Raw genomic sequence first — 18901 nt, 5'->3', positions numbered from 1 at the left:
CGGTTACTACGAATTTTTGGAGCATGCAGGCGGGACATCACCTCCCTTTCTTCAAGTACCGGGTCATACGGTAAGATGCCTTTCAAAGCGGTGTGCCGTTTCTTCATCGGCCTTTCCATGGTCGACAACCGTTCCCCTGTCGATCACATAAAGGTAGTCAGCACATGTTAACGCGTTTTCCAGACTGTGCTCGACTAAAACAATGGAAATGTCTTTTTTTCTGGAAATTTCTACGATAACTTGTCTGATTAGTTCGATAATTGATGGCTGAATTCCTTCCATTGGTTCATCAAGTAAAATAATTTTTGGATTTCCCATCAGCGCTCTGGAAATTGCAAGCTGGCTCAAGCATCTCCTTCAAAACGGGAAACCACTAAAAAAATTTCTCCCTTGACCTGCCCCGCCCGCTTCTTCCAGTTAAGGAGGAAAAAATGTATCTTCCCTGCGGAACATACGCAATACCCGCTCCTGCCCGTTTTTCCGCCTTTTCGTTTTGAACAAACGTTTGATGAAACAGATAGCCTCCTGTTGGCGGAAGCAGCCGTATCATTGATTGTAACTAGACGTTACACTCCTGTCCGCAATCAGAACAGCTTACAGATGTCCATCCTTCAAAAACAGCAGCTGCTTTATCCTGCTGAAGAAGTTTTTTCATTTTTTCGCATATGTAGGCCAGCCTGAGGCGCCGTCTTCCATGATGGGTTCAAGCTTTTTATCGAGAACTCTGCCCTTTTGATTTCACCAACTGACGTTACAAAAGTTAACAACTCATGTCATTATTATATAGAAGAGGTTCATCAATTCAAATAATATTTGAAAAATTTAGATATTTTGACCAAACCAGCTGCTTTTTTTGTTATATTTATTCACATCAGAAAAAGTGAACAAAAAAAGACAAGAAACATATCGTTTCCTGCCTCTTCCGTATGATTAATCTTTATCTGAGAATTTATCCTTGGCTTCCCCGATATCCTTTTGGATTTCGCCTTTCGCCTTATCTTTTTTGCCTTCAGCCTTCATGTCCGTTCTGTCAGTCATATCTCCGGCTTTATCCTTCACTTCTCCTTTGGCTTTATTAAAGCCGCCTTTCATTTTGTCTTTTACACTATCGTTACCCATGTTGATCCTCTCCCCTCATTTATGTGTGTACTTGTTACCTTCCCGATCTGAGAGGCACTAAACATTCCAATGTTATTTATCGATTTCGTAGCGCTCTCCGTAACGGAGCACTTTATATATCGCCAGCCCGTCTGATGACTTCTTCTCTGAATACCGAACCGGCAGAAGGGCAAAAAACACGTAATACGTAGAAAAATAGACAAACTGATAGAAAAACACATTCGGCTTTAATACACTGTGTATAATCAGCAGATTGACTGCAAAAATCGTAATCAGATTAAACAGGCAGCCTCCGGCATACACGAGTGCATTTGAGAATCGATTGTCAATCTTCAAATCCCCGTATCGGCAAAAAGAATCGATAAAATAAATCGTTCTGAACCGTATTGGCCCAATCTTAAGCAGTGTTTTTCCCATTCCAATATCCAATGAGCCTTTTCCGCCAAAAATAAAGGCCATAAAGCTGTGCCCCGAAACATGTATGATCTGTACAAGCGGCAGAACAATGAGGAAAGACCATAGAAACTTCACCATATCATTGAAACCAAACATCGAATTCCCCCTCAATCAATCATGTATATCTGCATCCCAAAACGGCTTTTGTACAAAAAACAGTGCTGTAGCGATTTTTCCTGTTCTCCCCGGAAATAAACGTTCCGATGCTCCCCTTTTTTTGCATATAAAAAAACCATCTGCCCGCAGATGGTTTTGTTTCATACTTTATATAAACAATCGTTCCTTTGAATCATCTCTCTCATGCTGACCGCTTTTTCATAAAAATACACCGCTTCTTTATATTGCTCACGATGACTGAAATGGGAGGCAGCATCTAAAGCAAATTCTTCAATATATACGTACAAGCCTTTTTCTTCCATATAATCAAATACTTCTTGAATCATATCCAAATTGACAGATTCCACATATAAGGCCTGCAGAAATTTATATTTTGCCAGACTGAAGAAGTCGTTACGCTTTTTGGCGATGGCAATTCCCTTTTCATAGTAGTGCATGGCAGCCTCGGCATCTTGTTTTTTGAAAAGAACGCGGGTCAGGCTGAAGAGCGTTTTTGGAAGCTGTTCCAGCTGATAATCCTCGAAGACAGGAAGCGCTTTTTCAAAGTATTCGGCGGCTTGATCCAGCTCCCCCTTGTCATCATAGCAATTCCCGATATTATAAAGGGCTGATCCGATCAAACGGGGCTGTCCCTCCAATAAAGCAAGACGGTATGCGTCATCCAAATGCTCAAGCGCTTTTTCATAATTTCTGTAGTCTATGTAGTTTCCTGATATGACGAAATGACATTGAATTCTTCTGACTCTGTAAAAATCATTAGCCTTATACGTCTCCAGCGCCTGTACGGCGTGGTTCATGGAAAAGTGCGTCTGCTTCATAATATAAAAGACTTCTGCCACCTTAAAATGAAATTCCGCTCTTTCAATTTCATCTTCTACAAACGCAAGCATCTTCTCAGCTTTCCGGTAAAAGGATATAGCGGAGATGTAATTGTTCTGTTCAAATTCGTACATTCCTCTAAACAAGTGAAAATAATACTCAGATAATCCGGAGATGCTGTCCTGATTGCTTTCCAGCCTTTTGATCAATTCACGATATTGAAGCTGAGATTCCTCGTGCAGGTCGGGCTTTACATAATCCAGCATAATTTGGTGCCTGTAGCTGATCAGCTGATAATACAAGAGAAGCAGCTGATCCTCTTCCATCTGTTCTATGTCTTGATCAATTTCTTTCTTCAGCTTTACGGCATCAGCCACTTGAAATGCTAAAATGTGCTTATACCACTTATTGATTTTCACTCCTACTTGAGATGACGGGATCTCGTACGCGGCCATGCCCCTCCAACCCTTTCTATTTTCTAATTGGTTATATTTTATCATAATGTATGGCTTTGGAATTAATTTTTCTTACAATGAATCCTTCTTTATGCCTATCCTTATATATTTCGGTTTTTATACGAATTTTTTGCACTCAGATTTTGATAAAAAAAGCTTACCGGACAGCGCCGATAAGCTTTTGACTTCATATTAACCGCCAATATAAGACATTTCCACTTTCTTTTTGCCTGATGCTTTTGATAGCGTACGATCGACTGAATACTGATCGATCCGGTTTTTCCAGACTGTGCCGATCATTTCTGACAGTTCGTCATCACTTAGTTCCTGACGAACCGGAGCTCTGAGGTCAAATCCGTTTGAAGCAAATAAACAGGTGAACAGCTCACCCCTCGCAGAAAGACGGGCCCTGTTGCAAGATCCACAGAACGCATCAGATACAGATGAGATGACGCCGATTTCTCCGGAGCCGTCCAAGTAGCGGAATCTGGAAGCCACTTCGCCTGTATAATTAGGCGCTATCGGCTCAACCGGCATGTGTTCATTGATCAAATCTATGATTTCCGCCTTCGTCATAACGTCTTTCTTTTCCCATTGGTTGGTATTGCCTACGTCCATAAATTCAATGAATCTCAGGATATGGCCTTTTTCTTTAAAATAACGGGCCATTGGCAGTATATCTTTTTCATTGACGCCCTTTTGGACAACCATATTGATTTTAACACCGAGCCCCGCTTGCTTCGCCGCTTCAATGCCTTCCAGCACCTTGCTGACAGAAACGCCGCGCCCGTTTATCTTTTTAAAACGCTCATCCTCTAAAGAATCAAGGCTGATCGTAACCCGTTTCAGCCCGGCTTCCTTGAGCCTCTCCGCATAAACAGGCAGCAGTGAACCGTTTGTCGTCATCGCAATATCACGGACACCCGGAATGCGGGCCAGTTTTTTGATTAGTTCCGGCATATCCTTTCTCATGAGGGGCTCTCCGCCGGTCAAGCGGATTTTTTCAACGCCGAATCTTGTGACAAAAAGTGTCGCAAGCCGTTCCAGCTCCTCAAATGAAAGCAGCTCCTCTTTCTTTAAAAAAGGATAGTCCGGACCGAATAATTCGGCGGGCATACAGTACGTGCATCGGAAGTTGCAGCGGTCTGTAACAGAAATGCGAAGGTCTCTCAGCGGTCTGTTTCTCTTATCCAACATCTGACGCGACTCTGTAATCATAGCTACAGCCCCTTCCTATCCCCCGATTCTCTCAGGGTGTGTATATACATTAAATGATTCGTTTCTGACAAATCCGATCGCTGTGATATTCAATTCTTCCGCCATTTGAATCGCAAGCTCCGTCGGGGCCGATTTGGAAATGACAATCGACACGCCGATTTTTGCCGCCTTTAACAGAACTTCTGATGAGATTCTGCCGCTGAACACAATCAGTTTGTCACGGACGGACATTCCATTTAGAAGGCAATGTCCGTATAATTTATCAAGTGCGTTGTGCCGGCCGATATCTGTGCGCATCAACAGCAGTTTCTCTGTGTCGCATAGCGCCGCATTATGGACGCCTCCCGTCTCCTGAAACGTCCCGCTCCTTTGCTGCATGTCTTTCATAAGCGCCAGACATGCATCAGGCGATATCTTGATTTGGCTGACAGCCGTCTTGGCTGTTTTGACATCCTGCTGAAAATAAAAATGACGGCCCTTTCCGCAGCATGAGCCGATCACCCGTTTCGTATAATCCTTTTGATCCAATGTCTCAGGATGAACGAGGTCGACATAAACAAAACCGAGACTTTCATCTATTGTAAACCTTTTAATCTCTTTTTGAAATCGTATTACACCCTCTGATGCGAGAAATCCGATGACAAGCTCTTTGATATGCTCAGGCGTGCAAACGAGCGTCACAAATTCACTGCCATTCAGTATCACTGTCAAAGGGTATTCCGTCACCATCCGGTCTTTTATTTTGCTTATTTCCCCTTGTTCATAGCGCCATACATCCCTGACCGCAGTTGCTTTATCGTTCAATGTCTCTTCCCCTCCGCAATGTTCCTGCCTTTATATTTTTTCACACTCCTCGGATTTTGTCGAATTCTGAGACATAAAAAAGAGCCCTCTGTACAAAGGACTCTATGTTTGATTATGCTGATTCTTTCTCAGGACCGTAAACAGCACGATAGCTGCGATCAAGGTGAGAATGCTGACAAAAAAGAAGGCTGCCAGTTTTAGAAGAACACCAATCAATATGAATGCCACGGTGGCTATAAGAAAAATCATTCCTAATAATTTCATATGTTCAACCCCTTTTAAGGGTATCATTCCCGCCCAAGCTGTTTTTAAACCAATAAAAAAAGGCGCCTGGGGGAGCGCCTGATCATTAGGTTCCTTACTCAGTAAATTTTTGTGCTTCTTTTTCCCAAGCCTGTTCAAACTCATCCGCACTGTTCGCTGAAATGTATTCTCCGCCTCCAGCTACAGCCGCTTGTTTCATCTCTTCATTGCCTTTAACATCAAAGTTGAAGCCAATAATATTTACGATCGTGTCCACATTCGATGCACGAAGCTTTTCGATTTCCGCCGCAGGGTCTCCGCCGCACGTTTCTTCACCGTCAGTGATTAAGTACACCACATTTTTCCCGTCCGCGCCAAAAGCTTCAAATTCTTTTCTTGTGTCTGAAAGTGCTTTGGCAATCGGTGTCCAGCCAGTCGGCTTGATCTCACTCAATGAATTGTCAAACAGCGATCCTTCATATGGATGAAGGCCGTAAATGGTTTCCGTCGTGCTGCATGAAAGAGCTTTGCCGGACAATTTATTGTTTCCAGCATGTCCGAAAACGCGAAGCATGAGATTTGTATCCTTCGGAAGCAGCTCGGCAAAAGACTTTACTGATTTTTTGGCAATGTCTATTTTGCGCTCTCCCCCTGTTTTTTGAATCATGCTTCCGCTTCCATCAAACAAAACAGCTACATTTGTGTCAGTCTGTTTCTCAGCTGCAAAAGACGGGGAGGCAAAGGAGACAGTCAGCAATCCAATGATGCCGGCAGCCAGCAGTTTTTTTTTCATGTTTTTCTTCCTTTCTTTATCATATTTTCCAACTATAGTTGGATTCTTCTTTATGCTAGAATATGAAAATGCAAAAAGATATAGGGCAAGCTGCCTTTTGTGCTGCTTTCACTTCCTGTTCAAAATCACTTGAAATTCCGTTGATATGTAGCCTTTTTCGCCCAAAAAGCATATGCATATTGTGACATGATTCATTCTTTTTTCGCCTTGATCATCACAGAAAAACGGAAATCTGCTACTATGCTACAGGCTGATACCTGATTACTTTTGAACATTATGTTACATACCAAAAAGAGGCTGACCGCTATCAGCCTCTTTTTTTCTTATTTAGATAACATCAATGATTGCTGAGTGAAGATTTTCTCAACATCTTTTTGAGTATAAGCAGGGAAGTATTCACCGCCGCCTACTTTCGCAATCGCGTTCAGCTGTCCTTTGTATCCCTCTTTATAATCAAAACCGATCACATTCACAGTGATATTGTCTTTTTGCAGTTCCTTTGCTGTTTTAATCGGATTTCCTCCGCACGTTTCCTCACCGTCTGTCAACAGATACACCACTTTTTCCCCTTTTGCGTCAAGCTGGTCAAAAGAAGATTTCGCCTCATTCAGCGCTTTGGCAATTGGCGTCCAGCCAGTCGGTCCAATTGTATTGAGAGAATTGAGGAAGCTTTGCTCATTAAAGCTTTGGAAGCCGTATACGTTGCGAATGGCTTCACATGATTGAACTTTTCCGGAATTTTTATTGTTTCCTTCAGAGCCAAACACACTCATTTTCACCTGAGTTCCTTCTGGCAGTGAGCTTGCAAACTTTGAAATTTCTTTTTTGGCTGAATTAAATTTAGAGACACCGTCTATTCTTTTCGCCATACTTCCGCTGGCATCAAGCAAGACTGCCACGTTCGCAGGAGCTTTAGCCTCCGTTTCTTTCTTTTCAGCTGCAAAAGCAGGTGAAGTTAATCCAAATAACAATCCCGTCATCATGATCAGTGAAAATCTTTTCTTCATGTTCGTACCCCTTTACCAATTTGTTTCTGCGTGCAGATGTTCAACGCTGAACATAACCTATCGTAATCGACAAAAACCGAGAAATAAATAGGGCGGGCTTCCCCATTGCTGTTGTTTACTTTTGCATAGAAACCTATGTTTTTATTAGTGATTTCCACCTAACGCTCCTATGAAAAAAGAAGATTGTCCGCCTTTCGGCTTTCGTTATATGAGTCTGTCGAAGTCTGTCGACAAATGTGGATGACTTTACCACAATCTTAAAACCTGCAATCAGGAAAAAAGGACTGGTCCTCAAAGACTGCCAGAAGCTCCTCTAAACCGTTTCAACCGCCCTTAGATAAAAGACATTCAGGAATAGAAAAAGACGCTCAATGAGCGTCTTTTTTACTTTTTCGCCATATATTTATTCAAAAACGAATCGGCCTCAGAAATTTGTGTGCCCTGATAATAGTACTTCACGATGTCATCAACCGTTTTTCCTTCTTTCGCCATAAAATTCGCTCCGTATTGGCTCATCCCTACACCGTGGCCAAATCCTCTCGTCGTGACTGTAATTGTGTCTCCATTTCGCTTCCATTCAAAATCGGCGGAGTTGAGACCCAGCTTTTCACGTATGTCTCTTCCTTTCAGCGTCTTGCCGTTAATGACGGCTGTTGCGACCTGGTGGCCCGGTGTCTCTCCGGTAATCCTTCCTACTGCGCTAGACCCATCCAGCTTGACGCCGAGCTTTTGCTCAAACTCTGCTGCTGTAAAGGTTTTTGTTGACTTATATTTCGGAGACTTTTTATCCCATGGGCTTTTGACGCTTTTTAAATATGGGATAGCACTTGTCCAATAAGCTTCTGCATTCTCTGTGTAGCCATTGCTTGTGGAGAAAAAGGAGGCTTCAATCGGCTGGTTGTTGTACGTTAGGATTTTGCCTTGCGTACTGGCAACCGCATCTGTGATTTTCTTCAGTTTTGCTTCATAGCTTGTGCCCCACTGCTTTTTTAGCTCCGCTTTGTTTTTATACACCTGGAACATTTGTGTATCATCCACCAGTGAGCCTTTAGGGGCCTCAACCGCTGAATTTGACACCATCAGTCTGACAATAAATGTTCTGGCGGCGAGGGCCTGGGCTTTCAGCGCTTCAGGTTTAAAGGTTGCCGGCATTTCGGAGGCGACGACTCCAATCACATACTCTTCAAGCGGAATGTTTTCTACGGATTGATTTGCGGTTCGATAGACGGGAATAGAAACAGGTGATGCTTTCAATGTTTCTGCTCCTTTCGATGCTGGTCTCGTGCTGACTGCTGTCTTTTCTGATTCTACACTGGCCCCCGCTTCCTTATTATGCTGGAACGGTATAACCAAAAGGGTGGGAACCAAGAGAATCAATGCACATAGTACGGATAGTGTGATTGCGAATTGTTTCATATTCAGCTGCCTCCTGCTCGGGATTCGACTCTAGTCTAGTCTATGGGCAGGGACAAGCTAATATGACTCTCGTTTTGGACAGAAACTTTATTTGTCATTTACGTATTCTTTTTTGCTATTTTGCGCATAATGATGATAATACACAAAAAATAAAAAACCAGTATGCCAGAGTGACATACTGATTTTCAAGTAAGTTTATGCATTTAAGTCAGAAACGACTTCTTTATTCTCTTGCTCAGAAGCAGACTCATCATTTACACGTTCGATGTCTGCGCCCAGAGCGGCAAGCTTCTTATGGAAACCAACGTAACCGCGGTCTAAGTGCTTCAGTTCAGTAACACGTGTGTGACCTTCAGCCACTAACCCCGCAAGAATCAGCGCTGCACCTGCACGCAAATCAGTCGCTGCAACTTCAGCTCCCTGAAGCTGTACAGGACCGTTAATGATGACAGAACGTCCTTCAATCTTGATATCACCATTCATACGGCGGAATTCTTCCGCATGCATAAAGCGGTTTTCAAAAACAGTTTCTGTAATCATGCTTGTGCCGCTTGCACGAAGCAGAAGCGCCATCATTTGTGACTGCATATCAGTCGGGAAGCCCGGGTGAGGCATTGTTTTGATATCAATCGGTTTCAGTTCTTTCGGGCCGATGACACGCAGGCCTTCACCTTCATCCTTAATTGTTACACCCATCTCTTCCATTTTTGCGATTAAAGAGGTGAGGTGCTCAGGAACCGCTCCTTTTACTAATACGTTTCCTTCAGTGATTGCAGCAGCAACCATAAATGTGCCCGCTTCAATACGGTCAGGAATAATATGGTGTTTTACGCCGTGAAGCTTTTCGACTCCTTCAATTTTGATGGTGCCGGTGCCAGCTCCGCGGATTTTTCCGCCCATGCCGTTGATATAGTTTGCTAAATCAACGATTTCGGGTTCTTTTGCCACGTTTTCCAGCGTTGTTGTTCCTTCAGCTAAAGCAGCTGCCATAATCAGGTTCTCTGTAGCTCCTACACTTGGGAAGTCCAGATAAATTTTTGCGCCTTGCAGTCGGCCTTTTACTTCAGCTTCAATGAAGCCATTACCGACTTTGATTTCTGCGCCCATTGCTTCAAAACCTTTTAAATGCTGATCAATCGGTCTGGAACCAATTGCGCATCCACCCGGAAGCGCAACTCTTGCATGACCTGTACGCGCAAGAAGCGGCCCCATGACAAGCACAGACGCACGCATTTTACGAACATATTCAAAAGGTGCTTCAGTTTGCAAAGCGTATGAAGCATTCACAGTCACTTCATTATTCTCAAAATGCACATCTGCTCCTAAATGACGCAACACTTCGTTAATTGTATATACATCGGAGAGCGTAGGTACATCACAAATTACGCTTTTTTCTTCACTTGCTAATAAAGATGCAGCGATAACAGGTAAAACGGCATTTTTAGCGCCTTCAACTTTGACTGTGCCGTTTAACTTCTGACCGCCGCGGACGATGATTTTTTCCAAGGTATTCCCCTCCGCGTCCCTAAATTCTCTATATTAATATTCAGTCGTAACGATTGGTGTGCCAACCGTAACGGTATGTTTTCCGCCCATTCCTGCACTTCTAAGTGCAATTTGCAAATTCATCTTATGTTTCGAGGTCATAATGTACTCTTCCCACTCATCTGTAAACGCAGAAATAGAAACGAAATTTGGCTCAACTACATGTTCTACTGATCTTGCTTGAAATTCATTTAATAACTGATTTGCTTTTTTTTGCAAAACAATATTCATATTATCATCTAAATGACCATTTAGACAAGTAAAAATAACTACTTTTTCTTGGAATATCCCAAGTGTCTCCCGTTCAAACTGTTCATATGTATCATTCCAGCTATCCGGTGTCTCAAGACTCATTTGCTCATATAATAAATACGAAGTTGGGTTGTGTTTTTTGAGGGTTGTGACAAGCTGCAGTCTAAAAGAAGTGCGATTTTTTTTGTCAGTATATGTGCCAATTGCCTTTACGACTTTATCTTCCTGCGCAATCGTCCAATCATATTGACGATACTCTGATTTTAAACGTTGCACTTTTTGATCAAATTCTTTTTCGGTCAGTGACATGTTTTGTTTTGCATGCAATGTCCACTTATCTATTGACACATCTTGGCGTTCCATCCCCTCTGCTATTTGTGCCAACGGCGTTAATTCACTCGCATGAATGGTATGGAAAACAGCAATGACGAAGCTTAACATGACGGAAATCATAATGGCGTGGCTTACTTGTTTTTTCTTCATGTTCATCTCTCCCCCTTATCCCCAGTTTTACCGGAGGCAAGAGGCGCCATACGTAAAAATCTTCGTCAAAACTCGAGCTATTGCTTCAACCCGCTTCCTCCAACCATTCCCATGATGACGATAGTCAAAACCTATTAAAATAGATAGGGAAGCTGCTGTGAATAATTGAGGTAATCTAAAAAGAAATTCGCAACCGCCGTTCCAATAGCGATTGTCAGCAAAATCATCAGGAGTCTTGCCTGCACGACTTTGCCTTTTTTGATTAGCGGATCTATATTGACGGCTTGCAGCGCCCACCAAGTCACTGCTATAAAAATCAGGTGAACGACAATGCCGATTGCAGCCTGCTGTCCCAATACACTCATCTATTACACTCCTTTCTCTGCGCTCATACCCTTTCTTATTATATAAGAAGCGCAGATAAAGATGATACATTTTATACAGAACGGAATAATCAGCCAAATCTAGGGCTAACCCCCACTTAAAGTGTGATTCTTTTACATGATATACTTTATTGGAAAGGAGCTGGCAAATGTGAATCATTCTTTTTTTCAGCCTGAAAAGCAATATGGTGAGGACCTGCCAATTTTTGAACAGGAATGGGAAGCAATTGCATTCTATTATGATTATAGACAGTCACAGATTGAAGAACTGAATGAATTGTGTCAGTTTTTTAACATTTCTCTTACCTATACGAGAGAAAGCCTTGAAGAGCTGGAAAACCTCTATTTTCAAAGTATACAAGAGCTTTTGCTTGCTGATTGGAATCTTCCTATTGAAGAATTCGAGAAAATGATCAGTGTTTATCTTATAGATTGCGTGATTGCCCGCCATGAAGATGCTGAATGGGTTGTAAAACCTTATCCGTATAAAGACGGCGCTTATACACTGGGCTTTAGAAGACATCGCAAATCGTGGAATACCATGAATACCTGTGATGGTTTATACTTGCGCCAAAAAGAGGATCGCCCGCTGCTGTCGCTGTTTGATTCTCTAGTGCGTTCATAAAAAAAATCCTTCTCATAAAGAGAAGGATTTTTTTCTTATTTCCCTGCTACATCCAATCTGTTCAAAGCCCGCTGTAACGCAAGCTCAGCCCGACGAATGTCAGTATCATCTGATTGAGAATTCAAACGCTCCTGCGCCCGCTGGCGTGCAGCTTCAGCGCGCTCTTTATCGATGCCTTCCGCTGTCTCGGCAGCCTGGGCTAGGATGGTGACCTGATCAGGACGGACTTCTACAAATCCGCCGCTGACGGCAACCATTTCAGTCTGTCCGTCTTTTTTCAGACGGACAGCGCCGATTTTAAGAGGAGCCACGGTTGGAATATGACCTGGCAAAATACCGAGATCGCCGCTTTCGGCTCTCACACTCACCATTTCGATATCCGCATCGTATACTGGGCCGTCGGGAGTAACGATATTGACTTTAACGGTCTTCATGCTTTTACCCTCCTAGGACCAGATTAAACTTCTACACCCATTTCTTTTGCTTTCTCAACAACTTCTTCGATACGGCCTACAAGACGGAACGCATCTTCTGGAAGATGGTCGTATTTACCGGCTAAGATTTCTTTGAAGCCTTGTACCGTCTCTTTTACAGGCACGTAAGAACCTTTTTGTCCAGTGAACTGTTCAGCCACGTGGAAGTTTTGAGAAAGGAAGAACTGGATACGGCGTGCGCGTTGAACGACAAGCTTGTCTTCATCACTTAATTCATCCATACCGAGAATCGCAATGATATCTTGAAGCTCTTTGTAACGCTGAAGCGTTGACTGTACTTCACGTGCAACAGCATAATGCTCTTCTCCAACAATTTCAGGAGCAAGGGCGCGTGATGTAGATGCCAACGGATCAACCGCAGGGTAAATACCCATTTCAGTTAATTTACGCTCAAGGTTTGTTGTCGCATCCAAGTGAGCGAACGTTGTCGCCGGCGCCGGGTCGGTATAGTCATCGGCAGGCACGTAGATCGCCTGGATAGATGTAACTGATCCAACGTTCGTAGACGTGATACGCTCTTGGAGCTGACCCATTTCAGTTGCAAGCGTCGGCTGATAACCAACCGCAGAAGGCATACGGCCAAGAAGGGCTGAAACCTCAGAACCCGCTTGTGTGAAACGGAAAATGTTATCGATGAAGAACAGTACGTCCTGTCCTTGTACATCACGGAAGTGCTCAGCCATTGTTAGGCCTGTCAAAGCAACACGCATACGTGCGCCCGGCGGCTCGTTCATTTGTCCGAATACCATGGCTGTTTTGTTGATTACGCCAGAGTCACTCATTTCATAGAAAAGGTCGTTCCCTTCACGAGTACGCTCTCCTACGCCGGCGAATACAGAGATACCGCCATGCTCTTGCGCGATGTTGTTGATTAATTCCTGGATTAATACGGTTTTACCTACACCGGCACCGCCGAACAATCCGATTTTACCGCCCTTGATGTAAGGAGCAAGCAAGTCAACAACTTTAATACCTGTTTCAAGAATTTCAACTTCTGTTGAAAGCTGATCGAATGAAGGAGCCTGTCTGTGAATCGGATCCTTTTTCGCATCCGCAGGAACCGGCTCATTCAAATCAATATTTTCTCCGAGAACGTTAAATACACGTCCGAGTGTTACATCACCAACCGGTACTGAGATTGGCGCTCCTGTATCTACAGCTTCCATACCGCGCTGAACACCATCCGTAGATGCCATTGCGATTGTACGTACTGTATCATCGCCTAAATGAAGAGCGACCTCAAGCGTTAAATCAATACCTACTTCGTTTTCACTTGCAGCTGGCTGTGAAATTTTAATCGCATTATAAATTTCAGGCAAGTGACCGTCTTCAAAACGCACGTCGACGACCGGTCCTAATACCTGGCTAACGCGTCCTTTCTTCATCGCTATCCCTCCTGACAAAATCTTTCTATTCTAAAGCGGCTGCTCCGCCGACAATTTCCGTAATTTCTTGTGTGATGGCTGCTTGGCGAGCGCGGTTGTATGAAAGCGAAAGTGAATCGATAAGTTCCTTCGCGTTATCTGTCGCATTTTTCATCGCCGTCATTCTTGCAGCGTGCTCACTTGCTTTACTGTCAAGAAGCGCACCGAAGATTAAGCTTTCTGCATATTGAGGAAGCAAAACCTCCAGAACCTCCTCTTCAGATGGTTCAAATTCATAAGACGCCGTTCTTTTTCCGCCGCTGCTGCCCAAATCAGATAACGGCAGAAGTTTTTTCTCCGTTACTTCTTGAGAAATGGCGCTGACAAAATGGTTATAAACAAGGTGCAGTTCATCAAACGCACCGTCTATAAACATTTGGATCGTTTGACGGGCAAGATCCTTAATTTCTGTAAACGTTACTTCATCTCCAAGCCCTGTTAACTCGGAAATGATCGGAATCTCACGTTTCCTAAAGAAATCACGGCCCACTCTTCCGATGGCAATCACCGCATACTCATCCTTAGACTGATGACGTTCCTGCATGGCCTGATAAGCACTTCGTAAAACCGAACTGTTAAAAGCGCCGGCAAGACCGCGGTCAGACGTAATGACAAGGTATGCCGTTTTTTTCACTTCTCTGCTGAGAAGCATCGGATGCTTCACGTTGCCGGAAACTCTCCCGACGTTTGACACAACCTCTTGGATTTTATCCATATATGGCACAAATGATTTTGCATTGTTTTCAGCACGATTCAGCTTAGCCGCAGATACCATCTGCATGGCTTTTGTAATCTGGCTCGTTTTTTTCGTTGACGTGATCCTTGACTTAATATCGCGTAATGAGGCCAAAGATTTCACCACCTTTTCTCTTCATCTGCGTAAAAAGAGAGAAAAAGAGAACCTTTTTCTCTCATCAGCATTCGAGTTAGTTGCTTGGTGCAAATGTGCGTTTGAAGCCTTCGATTGCAGCTTTGAAGTCTTCATCAGCAGGAAGGTTTCCTGTTTTCGCAATTCCGTCAAGCAGGTCTCTATGGTTTTGGTCAAGGTACATATAGTACTCTTCTTCAAAACGTCTGATATCCGCCACAGGAATATCATCAAGATATCCTTTTGTCAGCGCATAAAGAATGGCTACTTGGTTTTCAACCGGAAGCGGCTTGTTCAGATCCTGCTTCAGCACTTCAACTGTACGCGCACCGCGGTTCAGTTTTGCCTGAGTCGCTTGGTCGAGGTCAGAACCGAATTGAGCGAATGCTTCCAGCTCACGGTATGACGCAAGGTCAAGACGCAAAGTACCTGATACTTTTTTCATCGCTTTGATTTGCGCTGAGCCGCCGACACGGGATACAGACAATCCGGCGTTGATCGCTGGACGTACGCCTGAGAAGAACAAATCAGATTGCAGGAAGATCTGTCCGTCGGTGATGGAAATGACGTTCGTCGGAATATAAGCAGAGATATCTCCGGCTTGTGTTTCTACGAACGGCAGAGCTGTAATTGATCCTGCGCCTTTCGCGTCGCTAAGCTTTGCTGCACGCTCAAGCAGACGGGAATGAAGATAGAATACATCCCCAGGGAATGCTTCACGGCCTGGCGGACGGCGAAGAAGCAAGGACAGCTCACGGTAAGCAGCTGCTTGTTTAGAAAGATCATCATATACAACAAGAACGTGCTTGCCGCTGTACATAAATTCTTCTGCCATTGTAACCCCAGCATACGGTGCCAGGTACAGAAGCGGTGCCGGCTGTGACGCAGACGCCGTTACAACAATTGTATAATCAAGCGCGCCGTGTTTACGCAATGTTTCTACTACGCCGCGGACTGTTGATTCTTTTTGACCGATCGCAACATATACGCAGATCATGTCTTGGTCTTTTTGGTTCAGGATCGCATCGATCGCAACAGATGTTTTACCTGTTTGACGGTCACCGATGATCAGCTCACGCTGGCCGCGGCCGATTGGAATCAGTGCATCGATCGCTTTGATACCGGTTTGAAGCGGTTCATGAACGGATTTACGGTCCATAACGCCTGGTGCAGGGCTTTCGATCGGACGAGTTTTGCTTGTCAGGATCGGGCCAAGTCCGTCTACCGGCTGCCCTAGCGGATTTACGATACGGCCGATTAACTCTTCACCAACAGGGACCTCCATGATGCGGCCTGTTCTTTTTACTTCGTCTCCCTCACGGATCTCACTGAAAGGTCCTAAGATGACGATACCTACGTTTGATTCTTCAAGGTTTTGAGCCATACCCAAAACACCGTTTGAAAATTCGACAAGTTCACCGGCCATACAGTTGTCAAGGCCGTGCACACGAGCAATACCGTCACCGACTTGGATGACTGTACCTACGTCTTGAACTTCAATATCAGATTGATAATTTTGTATTTGCTGTTTTATCAGTGTGCTAATCTCTTCAGCTTTGATGCTCACTTAGGTTTCACCCCTTCTATCGATTTTCCCCGGCTAATTGACGTTCGATGCGCTGAAGCTTCCCGCTTACGCTGCCGTCATAAATCCGGTTTCCAATGCGGACTTTAATGCCGCCTATTAAATCCGTCTGCACTTCATTTCTGATTCTTAGTGAAGCGACTCCGGCTTTTTTTGCAAACACTTGTGATAATGGTAACATTTCTGCATCCGTCAGCGGTTTCACTGAATATACGATAGCGTCTTCTGTTTGACGGGCCACATTTGCGAGTTTGATAAACTCATCTGTGAGCTCAGGGACAATCGCGGCACGATGGCGGTCAATCAAAAGAAAAATCGTATTGAGTACGGACTGTGACAAAGAGCCAAATGCATGTTGAATCAGCTCTTTTTTCTTCGCAGCCGGCACCTTCGGATGGTTTAACACATCATTCAGCGCTTTTTCATTTTGAAATACTTGTTTTACAACAATTAGCTCTTCTTCTACTTGATTCAGCTGAGCGGACTCATTGGCTATATCAAAAAGAGCTGATGCATATCGTTTAGAGACAGCTGATCCACTCATCGGCTTTCTCCTACCTCTTTAAGATAGTCCTGGATTAATTTCTCTTGAGCTTGTTCATCCAGTTCTTTTTCGATCACTTTCGACGCAATCATGACAGAAAGAGACGCTACTTGCTCACGGAGAGCAGAAACCGCCTGTTCTTTTTCCTTCACGATTTCAGTTCTTGCTGCTTCTTTCAGACGTTCAGATTCTGCACGTGCAGCCTGAATAATCTCTTCTTTTTGCTTCTCTCCCAGTTTCTTTGCGTTTTCGATAAGAGTTTGGGATTCTTGTCTTGCTTCTTTTAAAAGAACGCGCTGCTCTTCAATCAGCTGCTGCGCTTCTTTATTTTTTTCTTCAGCAGACGTAATTTCTCCAGCGATGTGGTCTTCACGCTGTTTCATTATGTTTAATAGCGGCCCTAAAGCGTATTTCTTCAGAAGCGCTAATAAGATTAACATAGCTAACAGTTGGAACAGGATATCTCCGCCGTTAAACGACAATCCTAGTTCAAGTGGTAATTGAGACATCTACTACGGCAACTCCCTTCTGCAGGTTTTTCTTTGCTGATCCAGCAGCCGCACTTGTCTCTTTTCAGCCGGCAAGGCGGGATGCTTATCAGACATAAAGCAATGGCGAAGGTTCTCTTGGAATGATCTTCGCCATTTTTAGTTCATATAAGGCTTTTATGCTTAGCCAAAGAACGCTAAGAATGCGATAACGACAGCGATAATAGGAAGGGCTTCAACTAATGCGATACCCATGAACATAAGAGTTCTTAGTTCTTTACCTGCTTCCGGTTGACGGGCAATCCCCTCTACCGTACGTGAAACAATCAAACCGTTACCAATACCTGCACCAAGTGCGCCTAAACCAATTGCGATCGCAGCTGCTATTAAATTCATGAAAAAGTTCCTCCTTTAAAATGTTATCCGTTTGGATATAATGTTTTAATGATCATGACTGATTTTATGAGACATGTACACCATCGTCAGCATCGTAAAGATAAATGCCTGGATGGCACCAATAAATAAACTGAATGCTTGCCATGCCAGCATCGGCAGAATCGCGCCGACTGTACCGACAAGACCTAGAGCCACGCTTTGCGAATAGTGGCTTGTCGCTAATCCTGCAAGCAGGCCGAGAAGAATCTCTCCGGCGAAGATGTTACCATAAAGCCGCAAACCGAGAGTCAGCGTATTCGCAAACTCTTCGATGATTTTCATCGGGAGCATGAATGGCACAGGTCTCAAATAGTCTTTGGAATATTCCTTGAGCCCTTTCATCTTCACACCATAGTAGTGGGTTAAAGCAACAACCATCACGGCTAGCGTTAATGTAATGGCAGGATCCGCTGTCGGAGACTTCCACCAGAGCTCATGTCCGATTGTAATAGAAAACGGCAGCCCCAGCATATTCGACACAAATATGTACATCAGCAATGTGACACCAAGTGCCAAGAAGTTAGCCCCTGTTTTTAAATCCATTGTACTGCCAATAATATTGCGGACGAAATCAACAATCCATTCCATAAAGTTCTGGGCTTTTCCAGGACGGATCGAAAGCGTTCTTGTCGTTAATATAGCAATCAATAAAACAATCACACTCGCCACAGTAATCATCAGAATGTTTGTCAGATTAAAAGTAAGACCTAGAAATTCTATAGTTCTGTAACCATGATTCAAAGGGTTTTCACCTCTCTTCCATTGATGAACGTTTAAGCTGGATAAAGGAATCTATCATAATGACAGGGTATATTGTCATTAATCCAATAACTGTACTTGCCATATGAAAATATTCGGGATTTTTATAGGCGACAGCCACAGCAAGAATCGCATTGCACCACCGCGCTGCGCTCCCGAGAGATCGTATGGACTTTCCTTTCTCAACAGCTCTGTCAAAAGCATTCATTCTCCTGACGAGCAGTAAAAAATTAAACAAACTGAAAACAGTTCCCAGAATAAGGCCTAAAAAAACGGTTTTATACGCTGTTAAACCATAACCCAGTACATACACTGCCAAAATGAACAATAAATATTTGCGTTGTCTGCTAAATGTAAGCTTGGGATCGTCCATCAATTATCTGTCTCCTGATGAAAAAATAATGTATAGCTTGGATACGGCAAAAATCAGCGGTTAACCCTTAGTAGAAGACCTTTTTTGACCGGCAAAAAACGGGCCTGTTCGAAAAAATCATTCATCCGCAAGCCTTGCAGGGATGCTGTTTCATTCGCTTAAATAAATCCTCATAATACGGGTTTGCTGAGAGGAT

General features: G+C 43.7%; 23 protein-coding genes and 1 pseudogene. 1 reads left to right on the top strand and 23 read right to left on the bottom strand.

The genetic code is table 11. The features are described from left to right. Window positions 1-63: 63 nt before the first annotated feature. The 14 genes and pseudogenes from NZD81_RS21295 to NZD81_RS13635 all read right to left on the bottom strand — a co-directional run bounded on the left by NZD81_RS21295 (window position 64) and on the right by NZD81_RS13635 (window position 11092). A complete protein-coding gene (locus NZD81_RS21295) occupies window positions 64-348 on the bottom strand; it encodes an urea ABC transporter ATP-binding protein (protein WP_282373756.1) in 285 nt (94 codons plus the stop codon). A 244-nt stretch (window positions 349-592) separates the two neighbouring features. Further along, window positions 593-738, bottom strand: a pseudogene (locus NZD81_RS13695) (transporter substrate-binding protein); the annotation flags it as partial. A 192-nt stretch (window positions 739-930) separates the two neighbouring features. Beyond that, window positions 931-1119: a stress response protein CsbD gene (locus NZD81_RS13690; protein ID WP_014665700.1), complete on the bottom strand. Its 189-nt coding sequence runs from the start codon at window positions 1117-1119 to the stop codon at window positions 931-933. 72 nt (window positions 1120-1191) lie between these two features. Further along, window positions 1192-1671 (bottom strand): hypothetical protein, encoded by a 480-nt coding sequence (locus NZD81_RS13685; protein ID WP_014665701.1) that lies wholly within the window; start codon window positions 1669-1671, stop codon window positions 1192-1194. 161 nt (window positions 1672-1832) lie between these two features. Then, complete coding sequence (gene rapB, locus NZD81_RS13680; RefSeq protein WP_103031154.1) at window positions 1833-2966, bottom strand: response regulator aspartate phosphatase RapB; 1134 nt, start codon at window positions 2964-2966, stop codon at window positions 1833-1835. 192 nt (window positions 2967-3158) lie between these two features. Beyond that, window positions 3159-4184, bottom strand: a complete 1026-nt coding sequence (moaA, locus tag NZD81_RS13675; RefSeq protein ID WP_147772644.1) for a GTP 3',8-cyclase MoaA — start codon at window positions 4182-4184, stop codon at window positions 3159-3161. A gap of 15 nt (window positions 4185-4199) precedes the next feature. After that, window positions 4200-4988, bottom strand: coding sequence for a formate dehydrogenase accessory sulfurtransferase FdhD (fdhD, locus tag NZD81_RS13670; protein WP_014665706.1), 789 nt, complete (start codon window positions 4986-4988; stop codon window positions 4200-4202). A gap of 102 nt (window positions 4989-5090) precedes the next feature. Beyond that, entirely contained in the window at window positions 5091-5252 is a 162-nt protein-coding gene (locus NZD81_RS13665) for a hypothetical protein (protein WP_014665707.1), read from the bottom strand. A 94-nt stretch (window positions 5253-5346) separates the two neighbouring features. Then, entirely contained in the window at window positions 5347-6024 is a 678-nt protein-coding gene (locus NZD81_RS13660; RefSeq protein ID WP_014665708.1) for a vWA domain-containing protein, read from the bottom strand. A gap of 323 nt (window positions 6025-6347) precedes the next feature. Next, window positions 6348-7031, bottom strand: coding sequence for a vWA domain-containing protein (locus tag NZD81_RS13655; protein ID WP_024571497.1), 684 nt, complete (start codon window positions 7029-7031; stop codon window positions 6348-6350). Window positions 7032-7415: 384 nt separating this feature from the next. After that, window positions 7416-8447 carry a stage II sporulation protein D gene (gene spoIID, locus NZD81_RS13650; RefSeq protein WP_040081556.1) on the bottom strand — a complete coding sequence of 344 codons (1032 nt, stop codon included), beginning with the start codon at window positions 8445-8447 and terminating at the stop codon, window positions 7416-7418. 195 nt (window positions 8448-8642) lie between these two features. Then, window positions 8643-9953, bottom strand: a complete 1311-nt coding sequence (murA, locus tag NZD81_RS13645; RefSeq protein ID WP_040081555.1) for a UDP-N-acetylglucosamine 1-carboxyvinyltransferase — start codon at window positions 9951-9953, stop codon at window positions 8643-8645. A gap of 33 nt (window positions 9954-9986) precedes the next feature. Beyond that, a complete protein-coding gene (locus NZD81_RS13640; protein WP_040081554.1) occupies window positions 9987-10727 on the bottom strand; it encodes a YwmB family TATA-box binding protein in 741 nt (246 codons plus the stop codon). Between the two features lie 134 nt (window positions 10728-10861). Continuing rightward, the gene (locus NZD81_RS13635) at window positions 10862-11092 is read right to left on the bottom strand and encodes a DUF1146 family protein (protein WP_003227691.1); all 231 of its coding nucleotides are present in this window, start codon (window positions 11090-11092) and stop codon (window positions 10862-10864) included. Between the two features lie 169 nt (window positions 11093-11261). Between NZD81_RS13635 and NZD81_RS13630 the strand changes: the two genes are divergently transcribed. Further along, window positions 11262-11735, top strand: a complete 474-nt coding sequence (locus NZD81_RS13630) for a hypothetical protein (protein ID WP_041521440.1) — start codon at window positions 11262-11264, stop codon at window positions 11733-11735. A 35-nt stretch (window positions 11736-11770) separates the two neighbouring features. Here NZD81_RS13630 and NZD81_RS13625 read toward each other — a convergent pair whose 3' ends face one another. The 9 genes from NZD81_RS13625 to atpI all read right to left on the bottom strand — a co-directional run bounded on the left by NZD81_RS13625 (window position 11771) and on the right by atpI (window position 18705). Next, on the bottom strand, window positions 11771-12169 hold the full coding sequence (locus NZD81_RS13625; protein WP_014478254.1) for a F0F1 ATP synthase subunit epsilon: 399 nt from the start codon (window positions 12167-12169) through the stop codon (window positions 11771-11773). A gap of 23 nt (window positions 12170-12192) precedes the next feature. After that, complete coding sequence (gene atpD, locus NZD81_RS13620; RefSeq protein WP_003235764.1) at window positions 12193-13614, bottom strand: F0F1 ATP synthase subunit beta; 1422 nt, start codon at window positions 13612-13614, stop codon at window positions 12193-12195. A 25-nt stretch (window positions 13615-13639) separates the two neighbouring features. After that, window positions 13640-14503, bottom strand: a complete 864-nt coding sequence (atpG, locus tag NZD81_RS13615) for an ATP synthase F1 subunit gamma (protein ID WP_040081552.1) — start codon at window positions 14501-14503, stop codon at window positions 13640-13642. Window positions 14504-14579: 76 nt separating this feature from the next. Then, on the bottom strand, window positions 14580-16088 hold the full coding sequence (gene atpA / locus NZD81_RS13610; RefSeq protein WP_040081551.1) for a F0F1 ATP synthase subunit alpha: 1509 nt from the start codon (window positions 16086-16088) through the stop codon (window positions 14580-14582). Between the two features lie 16 nt (window positions 16089-16104). Then, complete coding sequence (locus NZD81_RS13605; RefSeq protein ID WP_014665718.1) at window positions 16105-16650, bottom strand: F0F1 ATP synthase subunit delta; 546 nt, start codon at window positions 16648-16650, stop codon at window positions 16105-16107. After that, window positions 16647-17159, bottom strand: coding sequence for a F0F1 ATP synthase subunit B (gene atpF, locus NZD81_RS13600; RefSeq protein WP_003244051.1), 513 nt, complete (start codon window positions 17157-17159; stop codon window positions 16647-16649). Before atpF ends, NZD81_RS13605 begins: the two co-directional genes overlap by 4 nt. Window positions 17160-17321: 162 nt before the next feature. Beyond that, complete coding sequence (gene atpE, locus NZD81_RS13595) at window positions 17322-17534, bottom strand: F0F1 ATP synthase subunit C (protein ID WP_003151167.1); 213 nt, start codon at window positions 17532-17534, stop codon at window positions 17322-17324. 45 nt (window positions 17535-17579) lie between these two features. Next, window positions 17580-18314: a F0F1 ATP synthase subunit A gene (gene atpB / locus NZD81_RS13590; RefSeq protein WP_014665720.1), complete on the bottom strand. Its 735-nt coding sequence runs from the start codon at window positions 18312-18314 to the stop codon at window positions 17580-17582. 7 nt (window positions 18315-18321) lie between these two features. Next, on the bottom strand, window positions 18322-18705 hold the full coding sequence (gene atpI, locus NZD81_RS13585) for an ATP synthase subunit I (protein ID WP_003243159.1): 384 nt from the start codon (window positions 18703-18705) through the stop codon (window positions 18322-18324). Window positions 18706-18901 lie beyond the last annotated feature (196 nt).

The organism is Bacillus sp. B.PNR1 (genome assembly GCF_030386235.1).
Taxonomy (GTDB): Bacteria; Bacillota; Bacilli; order Bacillales; family Bacillaceae; genus Bacillus; species Bacillus stercoris.
This window is presented reverse-complemented; position numbering and strand designations above follow the sequence as displayed.

Coding starts and splice junctions, on each gene's coding strand:
- NZD81_RS13665 (WP_014665707.1), bottom strand. CDS start 5,252: ATGAAATTATTAGGAATGATTTTTCTTATAGCCACCGTGGCATTCATA.
- atpD (WP_003235764.1), bottom strand. CDS start 13,614: ATGAAGAAAGGACGCGTTAGCCAGGTATTAGGACCGGTCGTCGACGTG.
- NZD81_RS13655 (WP_024571497.1), bottom strand. CDS start 7,031: ATGAAGAAAAGATTTTCACTGATCATGATGACGGGATTGTTATTTGGA.
- atpE (WP_003151167.1), bottom strand. CDS start 17,534: ATGAATTTAATAGCAGCTGCGATCGCAATTGGTTTAGGCGCACTTGGT.
- NZD81_RS13685 (WP_014665701.1), bottom strand. CDS start 1,671: ATGTTTGGTTTCAATGATATGGTGAAGTTTCTATGGTCTTTCCTCATT.
- atpI (WP_003243159.1), bottom strand. CDS start 18,705: ATGGACGATCCCAAGCTTACATTTAGCAGACAACGCAAATATTTATTG.
- NZD81_RS13690 (WP_014665700.1), bottom strand. CDS start 1,119: ATGGGTAACGATAGTGTAAAAGACAAAATGAAAGGCGGCTTTAATAAA.
- NZD81_RS13605 (WP_014665718.1), bottom strand. CDS start 16,650: ATGAGTGGATCAGCTGTCTCTAAACGATATGCATCAGCTCTTTTTGAT.
- NZD81_RS13635 (WP_003227691.1), bottom strand. CDS start 11,092: ATGAGTGTATTGGGACAGCAGGCTGCAATCGGCATTGTCGTTCACCTG.
- rapB (WP_103031154.1), bottom strand. CDS start 2,966: ATGGCCGCGTACGAGATCCCGTCATCTCAAGTAGGAGTGAAAATCAAT.
- spoIID (WP_040081556.1), bottom strand. CDS start 8,447: ATGAAACAATTCGCAATCACACTATCCGTACTATGTGCATTGATTCTC.
- atpF (WP_003244051.1), bottom strand. CDS start 17,159: ATGTCTCAATTACCACTTGAACTAGGATTGTCGTTTAACGGCGGAGAT.
- NZD81_RS13660 (WP_014665708.1), bottom strand. CDS start 6,024: ATGAAAAAAAAACTGCTGGCTGCCGGCATCATTGGATTGCTGACTGTC.
- NZD81_RS13625 (WP_014478254.1), bottom strand. CDS start 12,169: ATGAAGACCGTTAAAGTCAATATCGTTACTCCCGACGGCCCAGTATAC.
- NZD81_RS13640 (WP_040081554.1), bottom strand. CDS start 10,727: ATGAAGAAAAAACAAGTAAGCCACGCCATTATGATTTCCGTCATGTTA.
- moaA (WP_147772644.1), bottom strand. CDS start 4,184: ATGATTACAGAGTCGCGTCAGATGTTGGATAAGAGAAACAGACCGCTG.